Below are 15,039 nucleotides of genomic sequence, written 5' to 3'. Positions count from 1 at the left end.
GCCTAGTTGGTGGGACTGGAGTGGCCGAGCGGCCCGGCGGACATGCGCGCGGCAACCTTGACGGCGTCAAGGCTGGGTCCGACGTCGTGCACGCGCACTGCCCAGGCGCCGCGGGCAGCGCTGATGGCTGTGATCGCGGCAGTCGCATGGTCCCGCTCCCCCGGAGCGGCGGCCTTGCCCGCAACGGTCAGCAACGTACCCAGGAAGCGCTTGCGGGACGCTCCCACCAAAACCCTGTGCCCAAGCGCCTCCAGCGGACCCATGTTCCGCAGGAGCTCCCAGTTCTGGACATCGTTCTTGGAGAAGCCCAGGCCCGGGTCCACGATGATTTGTTCCGGCGACACCCCGGCGGCGTACAGTTTGTCCCGCACGCCCACCAGTTCAGCGGCGACGTCCTCCGCCACGTTGCCGTAGTCCGTGAGCGAGTTCATGGTCTTGGCGTCGCCGCGGCGGTGGGTCAGCACGTACGGGGCGCCGGTGCGGGCGGCCAGTTCGGCCATCTCCGGCTCCATCGTCAGCCCGGACACGTCGTTGATGATGGTGGCGCCGGCCTTGAGCGCAGCGGCAGCCGTTGAAGCATGGGTGGTGTCAATGCTGACCAGGGCGCCGGCCCTGACCATGGCCTCGACCACCGGCAGCACACGGCGCTTTTCCTCTTCGGGGCTGACTTCCTCGGCACCGGGCCGGGTGGACTCGCCGCCGACGTCGATGATGTCGGCGCCCGCGTAGAACATCCGGAGGCCGGCCGCGATGGCGGTGTCCGGCGTCGGGTGCGAGCCGCCGTCGCTGAAGGAATCCGGGGTGACGTTCAGGATTCCCATCACCAGCGTGCGGTCCGTGGGGAGATCTTCAAACTTGGCTGCCGGCCGCGGTTTGCGCAGGATGGGCAATGGGCTTGTTGCGGGTCCGGTTCCAGGGGCTGCAGCTAGGGAGTCCATAGTCTGTTTATTACCTTCCGAGTATGAGGCTCATGGCTTCGGCGCGGGTGGCCGGGTCATGCAGTTGACCGCGCACGGCGCTGGTGACGGTCTTGGCACCGGGCTTGCGGATGCCTCGCATGGACATGCACAGGTGTTCGCATTCGACCACGACGATCGCTCCGCGCGGCTTCAGGTGCGTTACCAGTGCTTCGACGATCTGGGTGGTGAGCCGTTCCTGCACCTGGGGGCGCTTTGCGAACATGTCCACCAGCCTGGCGAGCTTGCTCAGCCCGGTGACCTTTCCGTCATGGGACGGAATGTAGCCAACATGTGCCACACCGTGGAACGGCACCAGATGGTGCTCGCAGGTGGAGTAGAACGGAATGTCCTTGACGAGGACCAGTTCCTCATGGTCCAGGTCGAAGGTGGTGGACAGAATTTCCGCGGGGTCGTGGTGCAGGCCGGCGAAGACCTCAGCGTAGGCCTTGGCTACCCTTTTGGGGGTGTCCAGAAGGCCCCCGCGGTCCGGGTCTTCCCCGATGGCCAGCAGGATTTCCCTGACCGCCGCCTCGATCCTCGGCCGGTCAACCTTGGTGTGGCCGGCATGCCCCGAGTGGCCCGCAGCCGAGGGATCGGAGGTGGTGGAAACGTCGTCGTCGTCGAAATGATTCACAGCAGAAGCTTAGCCGTGCTGCGGTCCGTCGGTGCTGACGTCCGTAACACCGCCGCCGAAGGTCTCCTGGCCTGCCACGCCCTGCGGGTGCGGCGGCCGGGCGTCCAGCGGTTCCTCCAGGCGGGCTTCCTTGGCTTCTTCCTGGGCCTCACGTTCGGCCCGCTCGTGCCGGGACTCCACGGGACCGGCCGCCTGTACCGGCCGGGTTTCCTTGGAGAGCCACACTTCACGGAAGTCACGCTTGCGGATGTCCCGGAAGACGTACGCAATTTCGGCCTGGTTGAGGGTTTCCCGCTCAAGGAGTTCCAAGGCCAAGGAATCCAGGATGTCGCGGTTCTCGGTGAGGATCGCGTAGGCCTCGTCGTGCGCCTGGTCGATCAGGCGGCGCACTTCCTCGTCCACGATGTAGGCGATCTGGTCCGAGTAGTTGCGCTCGTGGCCGGCGTCGCGGCCCAGGAACGGCTCGCCGCCGCCCTGACCCAGGCGCACTGCACCGACGCGTTCGCTCATGCCGAACTCCGTGACCATCTTGCGGGCCGTTGACGTGGCCTTTTCGATGTCGTTGGAGGCGCCGGTGGACGGATCGTGGAAGACGATTTCCTCGGCCACGCGGCCGCCCATGGCGTAAGCCATCTGGTCCAGCAGTTCGTTGCGGGTGACGGAGTACTTGTCGTTCTCCGGAACCACCATGGTGTAGCCCAGGGCGCGGCCGCGGGGCAGGATGGTGATCTTGGTGACGGGGGCGGAATTCCGCAGTGCGGCAGCCACCAGGGCGTGTCCGCCTTCGTGGTAGGCCGTGATCTTGCGCTCGTGTTCCTTCATGACGCGGCTGCGCTTCTGCGGGCCGGCCATGACGCGGTCAATGGCCTCATCGAGCGCGCGGTCGTCAATCAGGTTGGCGTTGGAGCGGGCCGTCAGCAGGGCAGCCTCGTTGAGGACGTTCGCGAGGTCTGCACCCGTGTAGCCGGGGGTCTTCTTGGCAACGGCCTTGAGGTCGACGCCGGGCGCCATCGGCTTGCCCTTCGCGTGGACCTGCAGGATCTGGTCGCGGCCCACGAGGTCCGGGGCTTCAACGGTGATCTGGCGGTCGAAGCGGCCCGGGCGCAGCAGTGCCGGGTCCAGGACGTCGGGGCGGTTGGTGGCGGCGATCAGGATGACGTTGGTCTTGACGTCGAAGCCGTCCATTTCAACCAGCAGCTGGTTGAGGGTCTGCTCGCGTTCGTCGTTGCCGCCGCCGATTCCGGCGCCGCGGTGACGGCCGACGGCGTCGATCTCGTCAACGAAGATGATCGCCGGCGAACTGGCCTTGGCCTGCTCGAAGAGGTCGCGGACGCGGGACGCACCCACGCCGACGAACATTTCGACGAAGTCCGAACCCGAGATGGAGAAGAACGGCACGCCCGCTTCACCGGCGACGGCGCGGGCCAGCAGGGTCTTACCGGTACCTGGAGGGCCGTAGAGCAGCACGCCCTTGGGGATCTTGGCGCCCACGGCCTGAAACTTGGCCGGTTCCTGGAGGAATTCCTTGATTTCCTGGAGTTCCTCTACAGCCTCATCGGCGCCGGCGACGTCGCTGAAGGTCACCTGGGGCATGTCCTTGTTAACCAGCTTGGCCTTGGACTTGCCGAACTGCATGATCTTGGATCCGCCGCCCTGCATGCGGGACAGCAGGAACCAGAACAGGACACCCAGCAGCAGTACGGGGATCAGGAGGGAGAACAGCCCGGAGAACCAGTTGTTTTCGATGGGCTGGTCGGTGTATCCGTTTGAGGGGTTGGCGTCGGTGACGGCCTTGACAACGTCCGCGGCGCGGGCGTTGACGAAGAAGAACTGGACGTTCTTGCCCTTGTCCTGCCCGTCGATGACCAGGTTGTCCTTGAGGACAAGGTCCACGCGGTTCTCGGCGTCGAAGATCTTGGCCTGTTCCACCTTGCCCTTGTCCGCAAGGAGCTCGAGGCCCGGTTTGGTGTCGATCCGGGTGGCCCCGCCGGGGGCGAGCGTGGCAAAGGCCAGCAGGAGCATTCCGACCACAACAACGATCCAGATGCCCGGGCCCTTGAAGAAACTCTTAGCTTTCATCTGATCGGGGGCTGGCCCCGTCCCTCCTGGTAGTGCTGCACGGCGACTGGTCTGCGCGCGTGTGGTGCTGCGTCAGCTACTAGCTATACACCGTTCGGAGTGAATCACGCACGGTGCGGGGCAAAAGTTCCCTCTAGGCGTAGCGGTACAGGGCCGCGGCCCCGCGGGGGTCCGGCCGGCCGGGAGGGATCCCGGGGAATGCGCCTATTCGTAGACGTGGGGCGCCAGTGTGCCCACGAAGTCAAGGTTGCGGTACTTCTCGGCGTAGTCCAGGCCGTAGCCCACCACGAATTCGTTCGGGATGTCGTAACCGACGTACTTGACGTCGATCTGGACCTTGGCAGCCGTGGGCTTGCGGAAGGCGGTGCAGATTTCCACGGACGCGGTGCCGCGGGATTCCAGGTTGGTCTTGAGCCACGAAAGCGTCAGGCCGGAGTCGATGATGTCCTCGACAATCAGCACATCCTTGCCCATGAGGTCGGTGTCGAGGTCCTTGAGGATGCGGACAACACCGGAGGACTGGGTGCCGGAACCGTAGGAGGAAACTGCCATCCAGTCCATGGAAACGTGGCTGTGAAGCGCCCGCGCCAGGTCTGCCATGACCATGACCGCGCCCTTCAAAACGCCGACGATGAGGAGCTCCCGGCCCTCGTAGTCCTTGTCGATCTGTGCAGCGAGCTCGGTAATCCGCTGCTGGATCTGATCCTTGGTGTAGAGAACGTGCTTGAGGTCTGCCTGGACGTCGTTTGAATCCACCAATGGCTCCTGTGTAGATGCGGGTGCGACTATTTTTGGGGCGGCTTTTGAGGCCGGAATACTAGCTTCCCACAGCGGGCGGCCTCACGGGGACCGCCGTTGGCGTCCTCCTCCGTCCGTTCCGGCGGATTCTGCCCTTCGCCGGCGAGGATTTGCGCCAGCGACAGCCGGTAGGCGCTCACTCCGCCGGGAAGTTCCACCGGGCCGGCGGAACCCTGCCGGCGCAGGAGCGCCTCCGCGGCCAGCAGCCGCTGATAGCTCGGCTGCTGGCCTCCGACGGCGGCGGCTGCCTTGGCGATCACCCGGAACCGGATGGCGGGGGCCAGCTCACCGAGCGCGGCTTCGGGCAGGCGGATTTCGACGCCGGAATGCTCCGCCAGCTGCTCGTACGTGCTGTTCGCCACGTCGTCGAGGTAGTCGGCGTCCAGCTGCAGGATGGCGGCCGTCCTGGCGAGGGACTCCGCGACCCCGGGGCCGAGTTTTTCCTCCAGCATGGGAAGGACCTCCACCCGTGTGCGGGACCGGGCAAAGGAGGGGTCGGCGTTACTGGGGTCATGCCACGGGTCCAGTCCCTCGACGGCGCAGATCTCCAGGGTGTCGGCACGGCGGAGGCCCAGGAACGGCCGGAGCAGGAGTCCGCGGACCGGCCGCATTCCCGCCAGCGAACGCGTTCCGGAGCCCCGGGCCAGGCCGAGCAATACCTGTTCCGCCTGGTCGTCCAGCGTGTGGCCGAGGAGGATCACGCCGGCACCGGCCTGGGCGGCAGCTTGCTCCAGGGCCGCGTGCCTGGCGTCCCGTGCCGCGGCTTCGGGGCCGATCCCGGTGGATGCGACGTCCACGCGCCGCACTTCCACGGGGGAAAGGGCCAGGTCCCGGAGGACGTCGGCGGTGTGGGCGGCGACGCCGGCGGAGCCGGGCTGCAGCTGATGGTCGACGACGACGGCACCCACCGACACGGGGTGGCCGTCCACGTGGCCGCGGCGGCCGAAGTAGGACGCGACGGCCGCGAGGGCCAGCGAATCCGGGCCGCCGCTGCAGGCGACGAGCACCCGTTCGGGGTAGCCGGCGTCGGCCAGGGCGTTCTGCAGCATTTTGCGCGCCTTGCCGACGACGGGCGACAGCCGGCCGGGCCGCCGTCGTCCGCTGGGAGGGTGGGACAACTAGTGCCCCATCCGCTCGAGCCAGAGCTTGGCGTCATGGATTTCCGGTTCCGTGGGCAGGTTCGCAGCGGATTCCCAGACCCGGTTGAAGCCTTCCATGCCGGCCACGTCCACCACGGCGCGGACGAACTTGGCGCCGTCCGTGTACTGGCGCATCTTGGCATCGAGGCCCAGCAGGCTGCGGATGAACTTCTCCACGACGCCCCGGTCCTTGCCGCGGGCGTTGAAGCGCTGCCGGATGGTCTTGACGGACGGAACGATGCTGGCGTCGACGGCGTCCATGACCACGTTGGCGTGGCCCTCCAGCAGGCTCATCACGGCGGTCAGGTGCGACAGGGAGGCCTTCTCCTCCGGGTCCTGCAGCAGGTCCAGGATGGCGCCGCGTCCCGGGGCGGTTCCGGCGGCTGTGCGGTCCTTGAGTGACCGGGCCGCTGCAGACGCGCGCTCGAGGAGGGTGTCGACGTTGCCCAGCAGGTGTTCGCTGAGGGTGTCGATTTCGCTCAGCATGTGGTGGCGCAGCCAGGGTGCGGCCGCAAACTGCACGCGGTGCGTCTGCTCGTGCAGGCAGACCCACAGCCGGAAGTCCTCGGGGGTGACGTTGAGTTCGCGCTCCACCTGGACAATGTTCGGCGCGACCAGCAGGAGGCGTCCGGCTGCCGGGGCGGTGGAGTCTTCGGCGAGCGCCGAGAAGGGATCGTACTGGCCCAGGACCTTGCTGGACAGGAAGGCAAGCACAGCACCCAGCTGGCTTCCCGTGATGGCACCGCTGACGGACGCGGCACCCGGGCTCATGGCTCCGCGGCGGCCCTCCAGCATCTTTTCCATGGCGGGCTTCAGCATGACGGCGAAGCTTTGCGTGTTGGCCTTGGCCCAGGAGGCGCGGTCCACCACCAGCACAGAGGAATCACGGAGGTCCCGCGCGGCCTCGAGCCCGGTGATGTCATGGACGTGCGGCACGGAAATATCCGCCATGAGGCGCAGGTTCTCCACGGCCGTCCCGATTTCGGCGGATCCCAGCGACGGGCCCGCCGGAGCCAGGCGCGCGGCTGTTGATGCTGCGAGCTCCCAGTTGATCAATGCCTGGGCCTGTACTGATGAATCGCCTGCAGTTGACTCCATAACGTCCATCAGATCACAGCACCCCGTGGTTGCGCGTTAAGTTCGCTGACCGGCGAACGGGTTCAACGCACAGGCAAGGCACAGGATCGGAACAGAGGAACACAAATGTTCCGGGCCACAGTTGGTGCAGAAGTCCACACCACCAAGGAGAGTCCGATGATTGCGTACCGCCCGATCCCGCCGCTGAGCCTGGGTCAGAGCAACAACTGGAGGTCCGTCCTGTCCGCCGTTGTCATGGCGGCACTGCTGGGCACCGCCGCGTTTGGCACCGCCGCGGAAGCAGCCCCGGAGGCAGGTACGCAACTGAGTTCCGCGGCCAGTGCCGGCACGGGCGGGGCCGGCACAGGCGAGGGTGCCAGTTCCGGTGACGCCGCCGGCTAGCGGCAGCCGCAGGAGGCCAGTGCCGACGCCGTGAGATCCAGCGCCGTCCTGTTCCCCGCCGCGCCGGGCTCCAGTCCGTTCCCTATAAAGGAGAACACCAGGAGGCGGCCGTCGGCGTCCACAACGTAGCCGCTGAGGGCAATCACGGAGTTCAGGGTTCCGGTCTTGGCCCGCACCAGCCCCGCACCGCCTTCAGTGGATGCGTCGGTATACCTGCTGCCCAGCGTTCCGGTAAGGCCTGCCACGGGAAAGCCTCCGATGGCAGCCCGGAGGCTGGGTTCGGCACCGGACGTGACGGCCCGGACGACCTCCGAGAGCTGGCCGGCCGACACCTGGTTGCCCAGCGACAGGCCGGAGACGTCCGCCATGAGGAGTCCGTCCGTGGGGATTCCCAGGTCCTGCACCTGTTTGTACACGGCGGCAGTCGCGCCGTCATTGCTGCCGGGTTGTCCCATGGCGACGGCGGTCATCCGGCCCACCACCTCGGCCAGATAATTGTCCGAGGTCTGCAGCATCAGGTCCACCTGCTGGCGGAGCGTGGCGGACGGGACTTCGGCCAGCACTTTGCCGGATTCCGGGGCTTTGGCACGCTCGACGCCGGGCGTGACGGACAACCCGGCAGCGGCGCCTACAGCGGTGAGCTGGGCGGAGAACGCCTCTGCGGCGCCCATGGCTGCGTCCTGCGGGCGCGGTCCGGTGGTAACGGCGGGGTCGTACCGCGCCGAGTTGAGGGCCAGCGGGAACAGTGGCGCGGTCTCGCCTGCGGCCACGTCCTCCGGGCTCCACGTCGGGTTCAGCGCGGGACCGGTGAATAAGGAGTCGTCCAGCCGTACCTGCACCGGACCCTTGATGCCGCTTTCCTGAAGGGACGCGATGGTGAGCCGGGCCAGCGTGGCCAGTCCGGCGTGGCCCATCACGGCGTCCGGGGATGACTCTCCCGCACCCAGCAGGACATCCCCGCCGCCGGTCAGGACCACCGACCCCTCGTCGGCGCCCGCTACCACCCTGGTGCTGAAGCGCTGATCCGGTCCGATGGCGCGGAGAGCGGCGGCGGCCGTCAGGAGCTTCATGTTGGAGGCGGGAACCCTGCCGTCCGAGCCATTCCGGCTGAACAGCACCTGGCCCGTGGCGGCGTCCTGCACTACGCCGGTAAATGACCCGGCGCCGTCGGTCTTTAGCGTGGCATTGAGCCGGGCGGCGAGCGTGTCCGGCCACGGGACCGGGGCCGAGTCCTTAAGGGGTGAGATGCCCTGCGGGAGGGAAAGGTCCCGCGGGACCTGCTGCCAGGCCGGCACCGCGGGCGCAGCGCCTTCCGGACTGGCGCCCCGGCCGGTAAAGGCGGGTGCGACGAGCATGGCGGCCGGGACGGCGAGCGCCACAATAAGGATGGCCAGCAGCACCATCGGCAGTTGCCGCCCGATGGTCGCAAACCAGGGATGCCTGGCCGCGCGGCTCATCATGCGTTTCATGCTGCTGTTGGTCCTTATAGTCCTGAAATGTCCCCACTAGTTCATGAAACCTGGGCCTATCGCTATATCCTCAATAGTAGTCGGCGGCACCGACACTCCTTTTTCCGGTCTTTCTGTGTGCCGCGAACACCCCTGAAGTCGAGGAGCATTCCATGAAGCATGACGTGACCATCGAGATCCCCAAGGGATCACGCGTCAAGTACGAAGTCGATCACGAGACCGGCCGCGTCCGCCTGGACCGCGTCCTGTTTACCTCCATGCAGTACCCCACCCACTACGGTTTCTTCGAGAACACCCTCGGCGAAGACGGCGACCCGCTGGACGCACTGGTGCTCCTGCAGGACTTCGATCTGCACCCGGGCGTCATCGTTGAAGCACGCCCCATCGGCGTGTTCAACATGACGGACGACGGCGGCGGGGACGCCAAGGTCCTCTGCGTTCCCGTCGACGCCCGCTTCGACCACATCAAAGAGGTCAGCGACGTCAGCGAATACCTGATCAAGGAAATCGAGCACTTCTTCACCCGCTACAAGGACCTGGAGCCGGGCAAGTGGGTCAAGGCCGAAGGCTGGGGCGACCGCGCCGCTGCCGAAGCCGAACTGGAAGCATCCATCAAGCGCTACGTTCCGGCAGCCGGCCACTAGGTCTGTCCCCGGCAGGCCGCGTTTGTGCCGCCTGCCCCGCAAATCCCGTCTCCCGGACAAATCCCCGCGCCATGCCAGGGGGAAAGGTCCGGGAGGCGGGGATTTTCTGTTGCCCCAACGAAGTAAATCTATGGAATCGTTGGCATGTGAGTTCCGAGCCTTTGAGTCCCCCCTCTTTTGACGCGCCCTGCGGCCCCATCACCGGCTGGCGGGACGGCGACGTCGTGCGCGCCACGGGGATCCCCTACGCCACAGCTGGCCGTTTCCAGCCGCCGGCAAGTGCACCCGACTGGACCGAAGTTCGCTCAGCCACCTCGCTCTCGCCCGCATGCCCGCAGGGTCCGGTGCCGTTCCTGGACGACATCCTGGGGACCCGCTACGGCGAGCTTCCCGGCAGCGAGGACTGCCAGCGGCTCTCCATCACCCTTCCGGCAGACCTCGCCGACGGCGAACGCGTCCCGGTCATGGTGTGGCTCCATGGCGGGTCCTACACGTCCGGCTCCGGAGACCTGGCCATCTTCGACCCGAAGGCGCTGGTTGCCGAGAACAGGGTCATCGTTGTGTCCGTGACGTACCGCCTGGGCCTGTTCGGATATCTGGCAACCGGAACGGGCCGGCCCGCCAACCTTGGCCTGCTGGACCAGCTCGAGGCGTTCCGCTGGGTGCAGCGGAACATCAGCGCCTTCGGCGGAGATCCGGAACGCGTCACGGCGTTCGGCCAGTCAGCAGGCGGGGACGCCGTCGCCCACCTGATGGCGACGCCGGAGGCGCCGTCGCTGTTCCAGCGGGCCATCATCCAGAGCGCGCCCCTTGGCATCACCAGGGGCCGGGAGAAAATGAGCGCTGCCATGGGGGCCGCAGCCGAACATGTCACGGAGGACACCCCTGCAATGGACGTGGTTGCCGTTGAAGAGCGTGTTGCGCAGGTGGCCCGGAAGTTCGGGCTGAAGGCGGCAATGCCCTTCGGCACACAGTACGGACACGCGCCCCTGCCTCCTGAACATGAGATTGAAGCCGCGTGGAACCAGGCCGCCCCCGCCATCGAGGTCCTGATCGGCCATACCGCGGACGAGGCGCGCATGTTCCTGCCGGGCAACCCCGTCGCCAGCCGTCTTGCCAGGGTTCCGGTGGTCGGGACCGCAGTCGTCAACGCCATGAGCCGGGCCGTGACCGAAGCCGTGTACGGCCGGTCCGCCCGGAAGTTCGCCCGGCGGCACGCCCGGGCGGGTGGAAAAGCCTACAGCTACGTGCTGACCTGGGCCGCGCCCGGCAACTTCTTCGGCGCCGCCCACACTGTTGACCTGCCGCTGCTGTTCGGCGACCAGCAGACCTGGGCAGCGGCAGGTCTTGTCGCCGGCGCCACCTGGGACGAGATCAATGCCCAGGGCCGGGCCGTCCGCGCCGTCTGGGCCCGGTTCGCCTCCGGGGAAGGCCTCGGCAACCGGGGAGAGCTTCCCGGCGCACTCCGCTACCGCTCGGTCTGACCGTGAAGACCCTGGGCGTGGACCTCGCGGCGGCCACCAGGAAAACCGCGGCGGCGGTGATCGAGTGGGCGGACGGAGGCGCACGGCTGGTCCACCTCTCCCTGAACGTCACTGACGAGGAGATCGTGGAGCTGTTCGGCGGCACCGACATGACGGGCATCGACTGCCCCGTGGGCTGGCCGGACGCCTTCCTGCCTTTCCTCGCCGGGCACCTGAACTTCGACGCCCGCCCGGTGCTGGACCACGACGGCATCGAGGGCCGCCGGTTGCTGGCCTACCGGGACACCGACCGGTTCGTCACCCGCGCCACAGGCCTGATCCCGCTCAGCGTCTCCGCGGACCGGCTGGCCCACCCTGCCATGCGCTGCGCGGTCATCCAGGCCAAGATCGCCCGGGACCACGGACCGCAGGCCAGGGACGGCTCCGGCCGGCTGGCGGAGGTCTACCCGGCGGCTTCGCTGAAACTCTGGGGAATCCACGCCCGCGGCTACAAAGGGCGAGGAATCCCGGAGGCGGAGCGGCTGGCCCTCATCGTGGACAGCCTGGTCCAAGCCGCCCCCTGGCTGGACCTGGCCGGATACCGTGATGCCCTCGTGGCTTCTGACGACATGTTCGACGCCGTCATCGCCTCCCTCACCGCCCGAGCGGCCGGCCTGGGCCAGACCTTCGCGCCGCCGGAGGATCACGCCGCGGCCGCCCTCAGCGAGGGCTGGATCCACGTGCCGTCCGGCCCGCTCGCTGCCCTCACCGGGTAACGGGATTACCCGCCGAGCGACCAGTCACTGATCTCGGCCTGGTCTTCGCCGTGGCTGCGCGTGTGGTTGTGCGCACGGATGCGGCTGTCCTGCAACGACTGGCGCAGCAGGGAGTGCCGCTCGGCCAGGCCGGGAACCCGGTCGATGGCATCTATGGCCAGCTGGAAGCGGTCGATTCCGTTCAGCATGGCCATGTCGAACGCCGTGGTGGTGGTCCCCTCTTCCTTGTATCCCCGGACGTGCAGGCCTTCCTGGTTGGTCCGTCGGTACGCCAGCCGGTGGATCAGGGACGGGTAGCCGTGGTAGGCGAAGATGACGGGCTTGTCCGCAGTGAAGATGCCGTCAAAGTCCCGCGAGGTCAGTCCGTGCGGGTGTTCGCTGGCGTCCTGGAGGCGCATCAGGTCCACCACGTTGACCACGCGGATCTTCAGCCCGGGCGCACCCTTCTTGAGCAGTTCGGCGGCCGCGACGGTTTCCACGGTGGGAACATCCCCGGCGCAGGCAAGCACCACGTCCGGTTCCTCTCCAGGCACCTCGGAGCCAGCGAATTCCCAGATGCCCAGCCCCCGCTGGCAGTGGTGTGCGGCGTCGGCCGGCCCCAGCCAGGTGGGTGAGGGCTGCTTGCCGCTGACCACGATATTGACGTAGTCCCTGGACCCGAGGCAGTGCTCCATGACGGAAAGCAGCGTGTTGGCGTCCGGCGGCAGGTAGACGCGGATGACCTCGGCCTTCTTGTTCACTGCGTGGTCGATGAACCCGGGGTCCTGGTGCGAGAAGCCGTTGTGATCCTGCTGCCAGACGTGCGATGAAAGCACGTAGTTCAACGACGCGACCGGCTGGCGCCAGGCGAGCTCACGGTGGACCTTGAGCCACTTGGCGTGCTGGTTGAACATGGAATCGACAATGTGGATGAAGGCCTCATAGCAGCTGAACACACCGTGCCGGCCGGTCAGGAGGTAGCCTTCCAGCCAGCCCTGGCACAGGTGCTCACTGAGCACCTCCATCACGCGGCCGGCGCGCGCAAGGTGCTCGTCGACGTCGTCGATCCGGTACTGCCACACTTTGTCCGTGACGTCGTAGACGTCCTGCAGGCGGTTCGAAGCAGTCTCGTCGGGGCCGAAAAGCCGGAAAGTCTCCGGGTTTTGGGCAATGAGGTCCCGCATCCAGCCACCGAGCGTGATCATGGCGCTGACCCGCTCAACTCCCGGCCGGGGCACCTCGACGGCGTGCTTGCGGTAGTCCGGCAGTTTGAGGTCGCGCAGCAGGATGCCGCCGTTGGCATACGGCGTGGCACTCATTCGCAGCTCCCCCGCGGGAGCGTTTTCAGCGACGTCGGGCCGGAGACGGCCGCCGTCGTCGAAGAGTTCTTCGGGCCGGTAGGACTGGAGCCAGGCTTCCAGCTGGGCCAGGTGCTCAGGGTTGGTGCGGACCTCGGACAGCGGCACCTGATGGCTCCGCCACGTGCCTTCCACCTGCTTGCCGTCCACCTTTTTGGGGCCCGTCCAGCCTTTGGGTGAACGAAGCACAATCATCGGCCACTGGGCGGCGCCTGCGTCGTTTGCAGACGGGACCCCGGCGGCGCGGCGCCCGGCCTGGATGGCCCGGATTTCGGCAAGGCAGGTGTCAACGGCAGCGGCGAAGTCGCGGTGGGCCCCCTCGACATCGTCCGGGTCGGTCACGGTGACGAAGTGTGGTGTGTGGCCGTAGCCGCGGAGCAGTTGCTCCAGCTGGACTTCCGGCATCCGGGCCAGGACGGTGGGGTTGGCGATCTTGTAGCCGTTCAGGTGCAGGATGGGCAGCACGGCGCCGTCAGCCACGGGGTCCAGGAAGTTGTGCGAGTGCCAGCTGGCCGCGAGCGGCCCGGTTTCGGCCTCGCCGTCACCGATCACGACGGCGGTAATCAGGTTGGGATTGTCGAAGACGGACCCGTAGGCGTGTGCCAGCGAGTATCCGAGTTCGCCGCCCTCGCTGATGGATCCCGGCGTTTCGGGCGCGGCGTGGCTGGGGATGCCGCCCGGGTAGGAAAACTGGCGGAAGAGTTCTGCGAGCCCCGGTTCGTCGTTGCCCACGTTGCTGTAGATCTCCGAGTAGGTGCCCTCCAGCCAGGCGTTGGCCACCACCGCGGGACCGCCGTGGCCGGGCCCGGCGATGAACAGCATCTCCTGCCGGTCCCGCCGGATGACCCGGTTGAGGTGGGCGTAGACGAAGTTGAGTCCGGGCGTGGTGCCCCAGTGGCCCAGGAGCCTGGATTTGGTGTCCTCAGCGTGGAGGGGTTCCCGCAGCAGTGGGTTGGAGCGGAGGTAGATCTGGCCCACAGACAGGTAGTTGGCCGCCCGCCACCACCGGTCCACGAGAGCCAATTCGCTGCTGTCGCCTGCCGAAGTCCTGGCATCACTTGGTGTGGTATCACTGACTGTGTCCCCACCGGGCGCGTTGGCCATGGCGGTCCTCCGTTTCCGTCAATGCCGCCGTCGGCAGCGTCCTCCCCCATCGCAACATCTTCACGGCACGGGCACAACCTACGGGCAGGGTGGGTTGTCCTACCCATCGCGAAGCAACGCGTCACAGGGCAAGTTCATTCTGTTTTGATTCGGCGTTGGAACAAGGGGAACCCACCGTGGCAATGGCCATGAAAGATGCACCACGCTAGGCAATGGTGCGTCCGTGATCAAGGCAAGCGCGTGGCAGCGTGGTTCCTGGTCCTCTTCGGATACGGCATGATCTGCGGTGCGGTTGGCAGCCTGGGTGATGCGGCAGCCGGGATGCGTGCTGTCAGAATCGCGGACGGCACGACGTCGGGCGCCTGGCTCGGCGGCTGGCGCGCCGTCTGCTGGTCGTTCGCGCCCGCCTACTTGCTGATGGCGTTCGCCTCCGCACTCGGAGGCGGCAGCGGGGACACCTTTGACGCGAAGTTCACGGCCGTGGACGTCCGCGCAGTGGTAGGCCCGGAAGGACGGCCACCGGGTATTCTGTGATCCACAATGTTCACGCTGACCATCAACCAAACGGACAGCCGGCGCGACGGCGACCGGGTGCCGCAGTTGCTCAAGGACCTGCGGCACATCCCGGCGCGCCTTGATTTCGACCGCTCAGTGGAGGACGAGGTCCAGGGCATCGTCGAGTTTCCGCACCAGGCGGTGGAGGCAGCCCTGATCGCCCTTCGCTGCGGCAGTTGGTTCGTGGGAATCGGCGTGGGTCCCGTGAACGAACCGCTGCCCAACCAGATCAAGGACGCTACCGGGCACGGCCTGGTCTACGCCCGCCGCGCTGTGGACCGCCTGCGGAACGGCAAGGACCGCGTCCCCGTTGCCGTTGACGGTCCGTTCGCCGATCTCGCCGCGGAAGCTGAGGCCGTCCTGAAGCTCCTCGGCCATATTGTGCATGACCGTAGCGCGGCAGAGTGGCGTGTCCTGGACCTGCTCACGCCTGGCGTGCGGGGCCAGCAGAAGGCTGTGGCCCAGGAGCTTGGCATCACCACCCAGGCCGTCAGCAAGGCCGTGGCCAGGTCCCAGTGGAACGAGGAACACGCAGCCCGCCCGGCTGCGGCCCGGCTGCTCCAGCTGATCCTCGAGGTCCGCTGAGCCGGTTCCGTCCGCGCC

At 67.2% G+C, this 15,039-nt stretch carries 14 protein-coding genes; 6 read left to right on the top strand and 8 right to left on the bottom strand.

Going from position 1 to position 15,039, the window contains the following annotated elements; genetic code table 11:
* Positions 1–2 precede the first annotated feature (2 nt).
* The 6 genes from folP to TV39_RS00460 all read right to left on the bottom strand — a co-directional run bounded on the left by folP (position 3) and on the right by TV39_RS00460 (position 6,707).
* Entirely contained in the window at positions 3–938 is a 936-nt protein-coding gene (gene folP / locus TV39_RS00485; protein ID WP_043476773.1) for a dihydropteroate synthase, read from the bottom strand.
* A gap of 10 nt (positions 939–948) precedes the next feature.
* Positions 949–1,593, bottom strand: a complete 645-nt coding sequence (gene folE, locus TV39_RS00480) for a GTP cyclohydrolase I FolE (protein ID WP_043476770.1) — start codon at positions 1,591–1,593, stop codon at positions 949–951.
* A gap of 9 nt (positions 1,594–1,602) precedes the next feature.
* The gene (ftsH, locus tag TV39_RS00475) at positions 1,603–3,672 is read right to left on the bottom strand and encodes an ATP-dependent zinc metalloprotease FtsH (RefSeq protein WP_043476768.1); all 2,070 of its coding nucleotides are present in this window, start codon (positions 3,670–3,672) and stop codon (positions 1,603–1,605) included.
* 204 nt (positions 3,673–3,876) lie between these two features.
* Complete coding sequence (hpt, locus tag TV39_RS00470; protein WP_011690021.1) at positions 3,877–4,428, bottom strand: hypoxanthine phosphoribosyltransferase; 552 nt, start codon at positions 4,426–4,428, stop codon at positions 3,877–3,879.
* Between the two features lie 29 nt (positions 4,429–4,457).
* Positions 4,458–5,519 (bottom strand): tRNA lysidine(34) synthetase TilS, encoded by a 1,062-nt coding sequence (tilS, locus tag TV39_RS00465; RefSeq protein ID WP_200890917.1) that lies wholly within the window; start codon positions 5,517–5,519, stop codon positions 4,458–4,460.
* Between the two features lie 69 nt (positions 5,520–5,588).
* Entirely contained in the window at positions 5,589–6,707 is a 1,119-nt protein-coding gene (locus TV39_RS00460) for a zinc-dependent metalloprotease (RefSeq protein WP_043476765.1), read from the bottom strand.
* A 105-nt stretch (positions 6,708–6,812) separates the two neighbouring features.
* Here TV39_RS00460 and TV39_RS00455 point away from each other — a divergent pair, with 105 nt between their 5' ends.
* Positions 6,813–7,088 (top strand): hypothetical protein, encoded by a 276-nt coding sequence (locus TV39_RS00455; RefSeq protein ID WP_043476762.1) that lies wholly within the window; start codon positions 6,813–6,815, stop codon positions 7,086–7,088.
* On the opposite strand, the gene dacB is transcribed toward TV39_RS00455, so the two are convergent.
* Positions 7,085–8,557: a D-alanyl-D-alanine carboxypeptidase/D-alanyl-D-alanine endopeptidase gene (gene dacB / locus TV39_RS00450; RefSeq protein WP_052500446.1), complete on the bottom strand. Its 1,473-nt coding sequence runs from the start codon at positions 8,555–8,557 to the stop codon at positions 7,085–7,087. The genes TV39_RS00455 and dacB overlap by 4 nt on opposite strands.
* Before the next feature lie 152 nt (positions 8,558–8,709).
* Here dacB and TV39_RS00445 point away from each other — a divergent pair, with 152 nt between their 5' ends.
* The 3 genes from TV39_RS00445 (at position 8,710) to TV39_RS00435 (ending at position 11,440) form a co-directional block, all read left to right on the top strand.
* Positions 8,710–9,201, top strand: a complete 492-nt coding sequence (locus TV39_RS00445) for an inorganic diphosphatase (RefSeq protein WP_043476760.1) — start codon at positions 8,710–8,712, stop codon at positions 9,199–9,201.
* Positions 9,202–9,347: 146 nt separating this feature from the next.
* A complete protein-coding gene (locus TV39_RS00440) occupies positions 9,348–10,685 on the top strand; it encodes a carboxylesterase family protein (protein WP_043476757.1) in 1,338 nt (445 codons plus the stop codon).
* A gap of 2 nt (positions 10,686–10,687) precedes the next feature.
* Entirely contained in the window at positions 10,688–11,440 is a 753-nt protein-coding gene (locus TV39_RS00435) for a DUF429 domain-containing protein (RefSeq protein ID WP_043476755.1), read from the top strand.
* Between the two features lie 5 nt (positions 11,441–11,445).
* Here TV39_RS00435 and TV39_RS00430 read toward each other — a convergent pair whose 3' ends face one another.
* Positions 11,446–13,881, bottom strand: a complete 2,436-nt coding sequence (locus TV39_RS00430; RefSeq protein ID WP_043476752.1) for a phosphoketolase family protein — start codon at positions 13,879–13,881, stop codon at positions 11,446–11,448.
* A gap of 240 nt (positions 13,882–14,121) precedes the next feature.
* Here TV39_RS00430 and TV39_RS00425 point away from each other — a divergent pair, with 240 nt between their 5' ends.
* Positions 14,122–14,415, top strand: coding sequence for a hypothetical protein (locus TV39_RS00425; protein ID WP_052500445.1), 294 nt, complete (start codon positions 14,122–14,124; stop codon positions 14,413–14,415).
* Between the two features lie 6 nt (positions 14,416–14,421).
* Positions 14,422–15,021 carry a MarR family transcriptional regulator gene (locus TV39_RS00420; RefSeq protein ID WP_043476749.1) on the top strand — a complete coding sequence of 200 codons (600 nt, stop codon included), beginning with the start codon at positions 14,422–14,424 and terminating at the stop codon, positions 15,019–15,021.
* Positions 15,022–15,039: the final 18 nt, after the last annotated feature.

It is taken from the genome of Arthrobacter sp. SPG23 (assembly GCF_000876655.1).
GTDB lineage: Bacteria > Actinomycetota > Actinomycetes > Actinomycetales > Micrococcaceae > Arthrobacter.
This window is presented reverse-complemented; position numbering and strand designations above follow the sequence as displayed.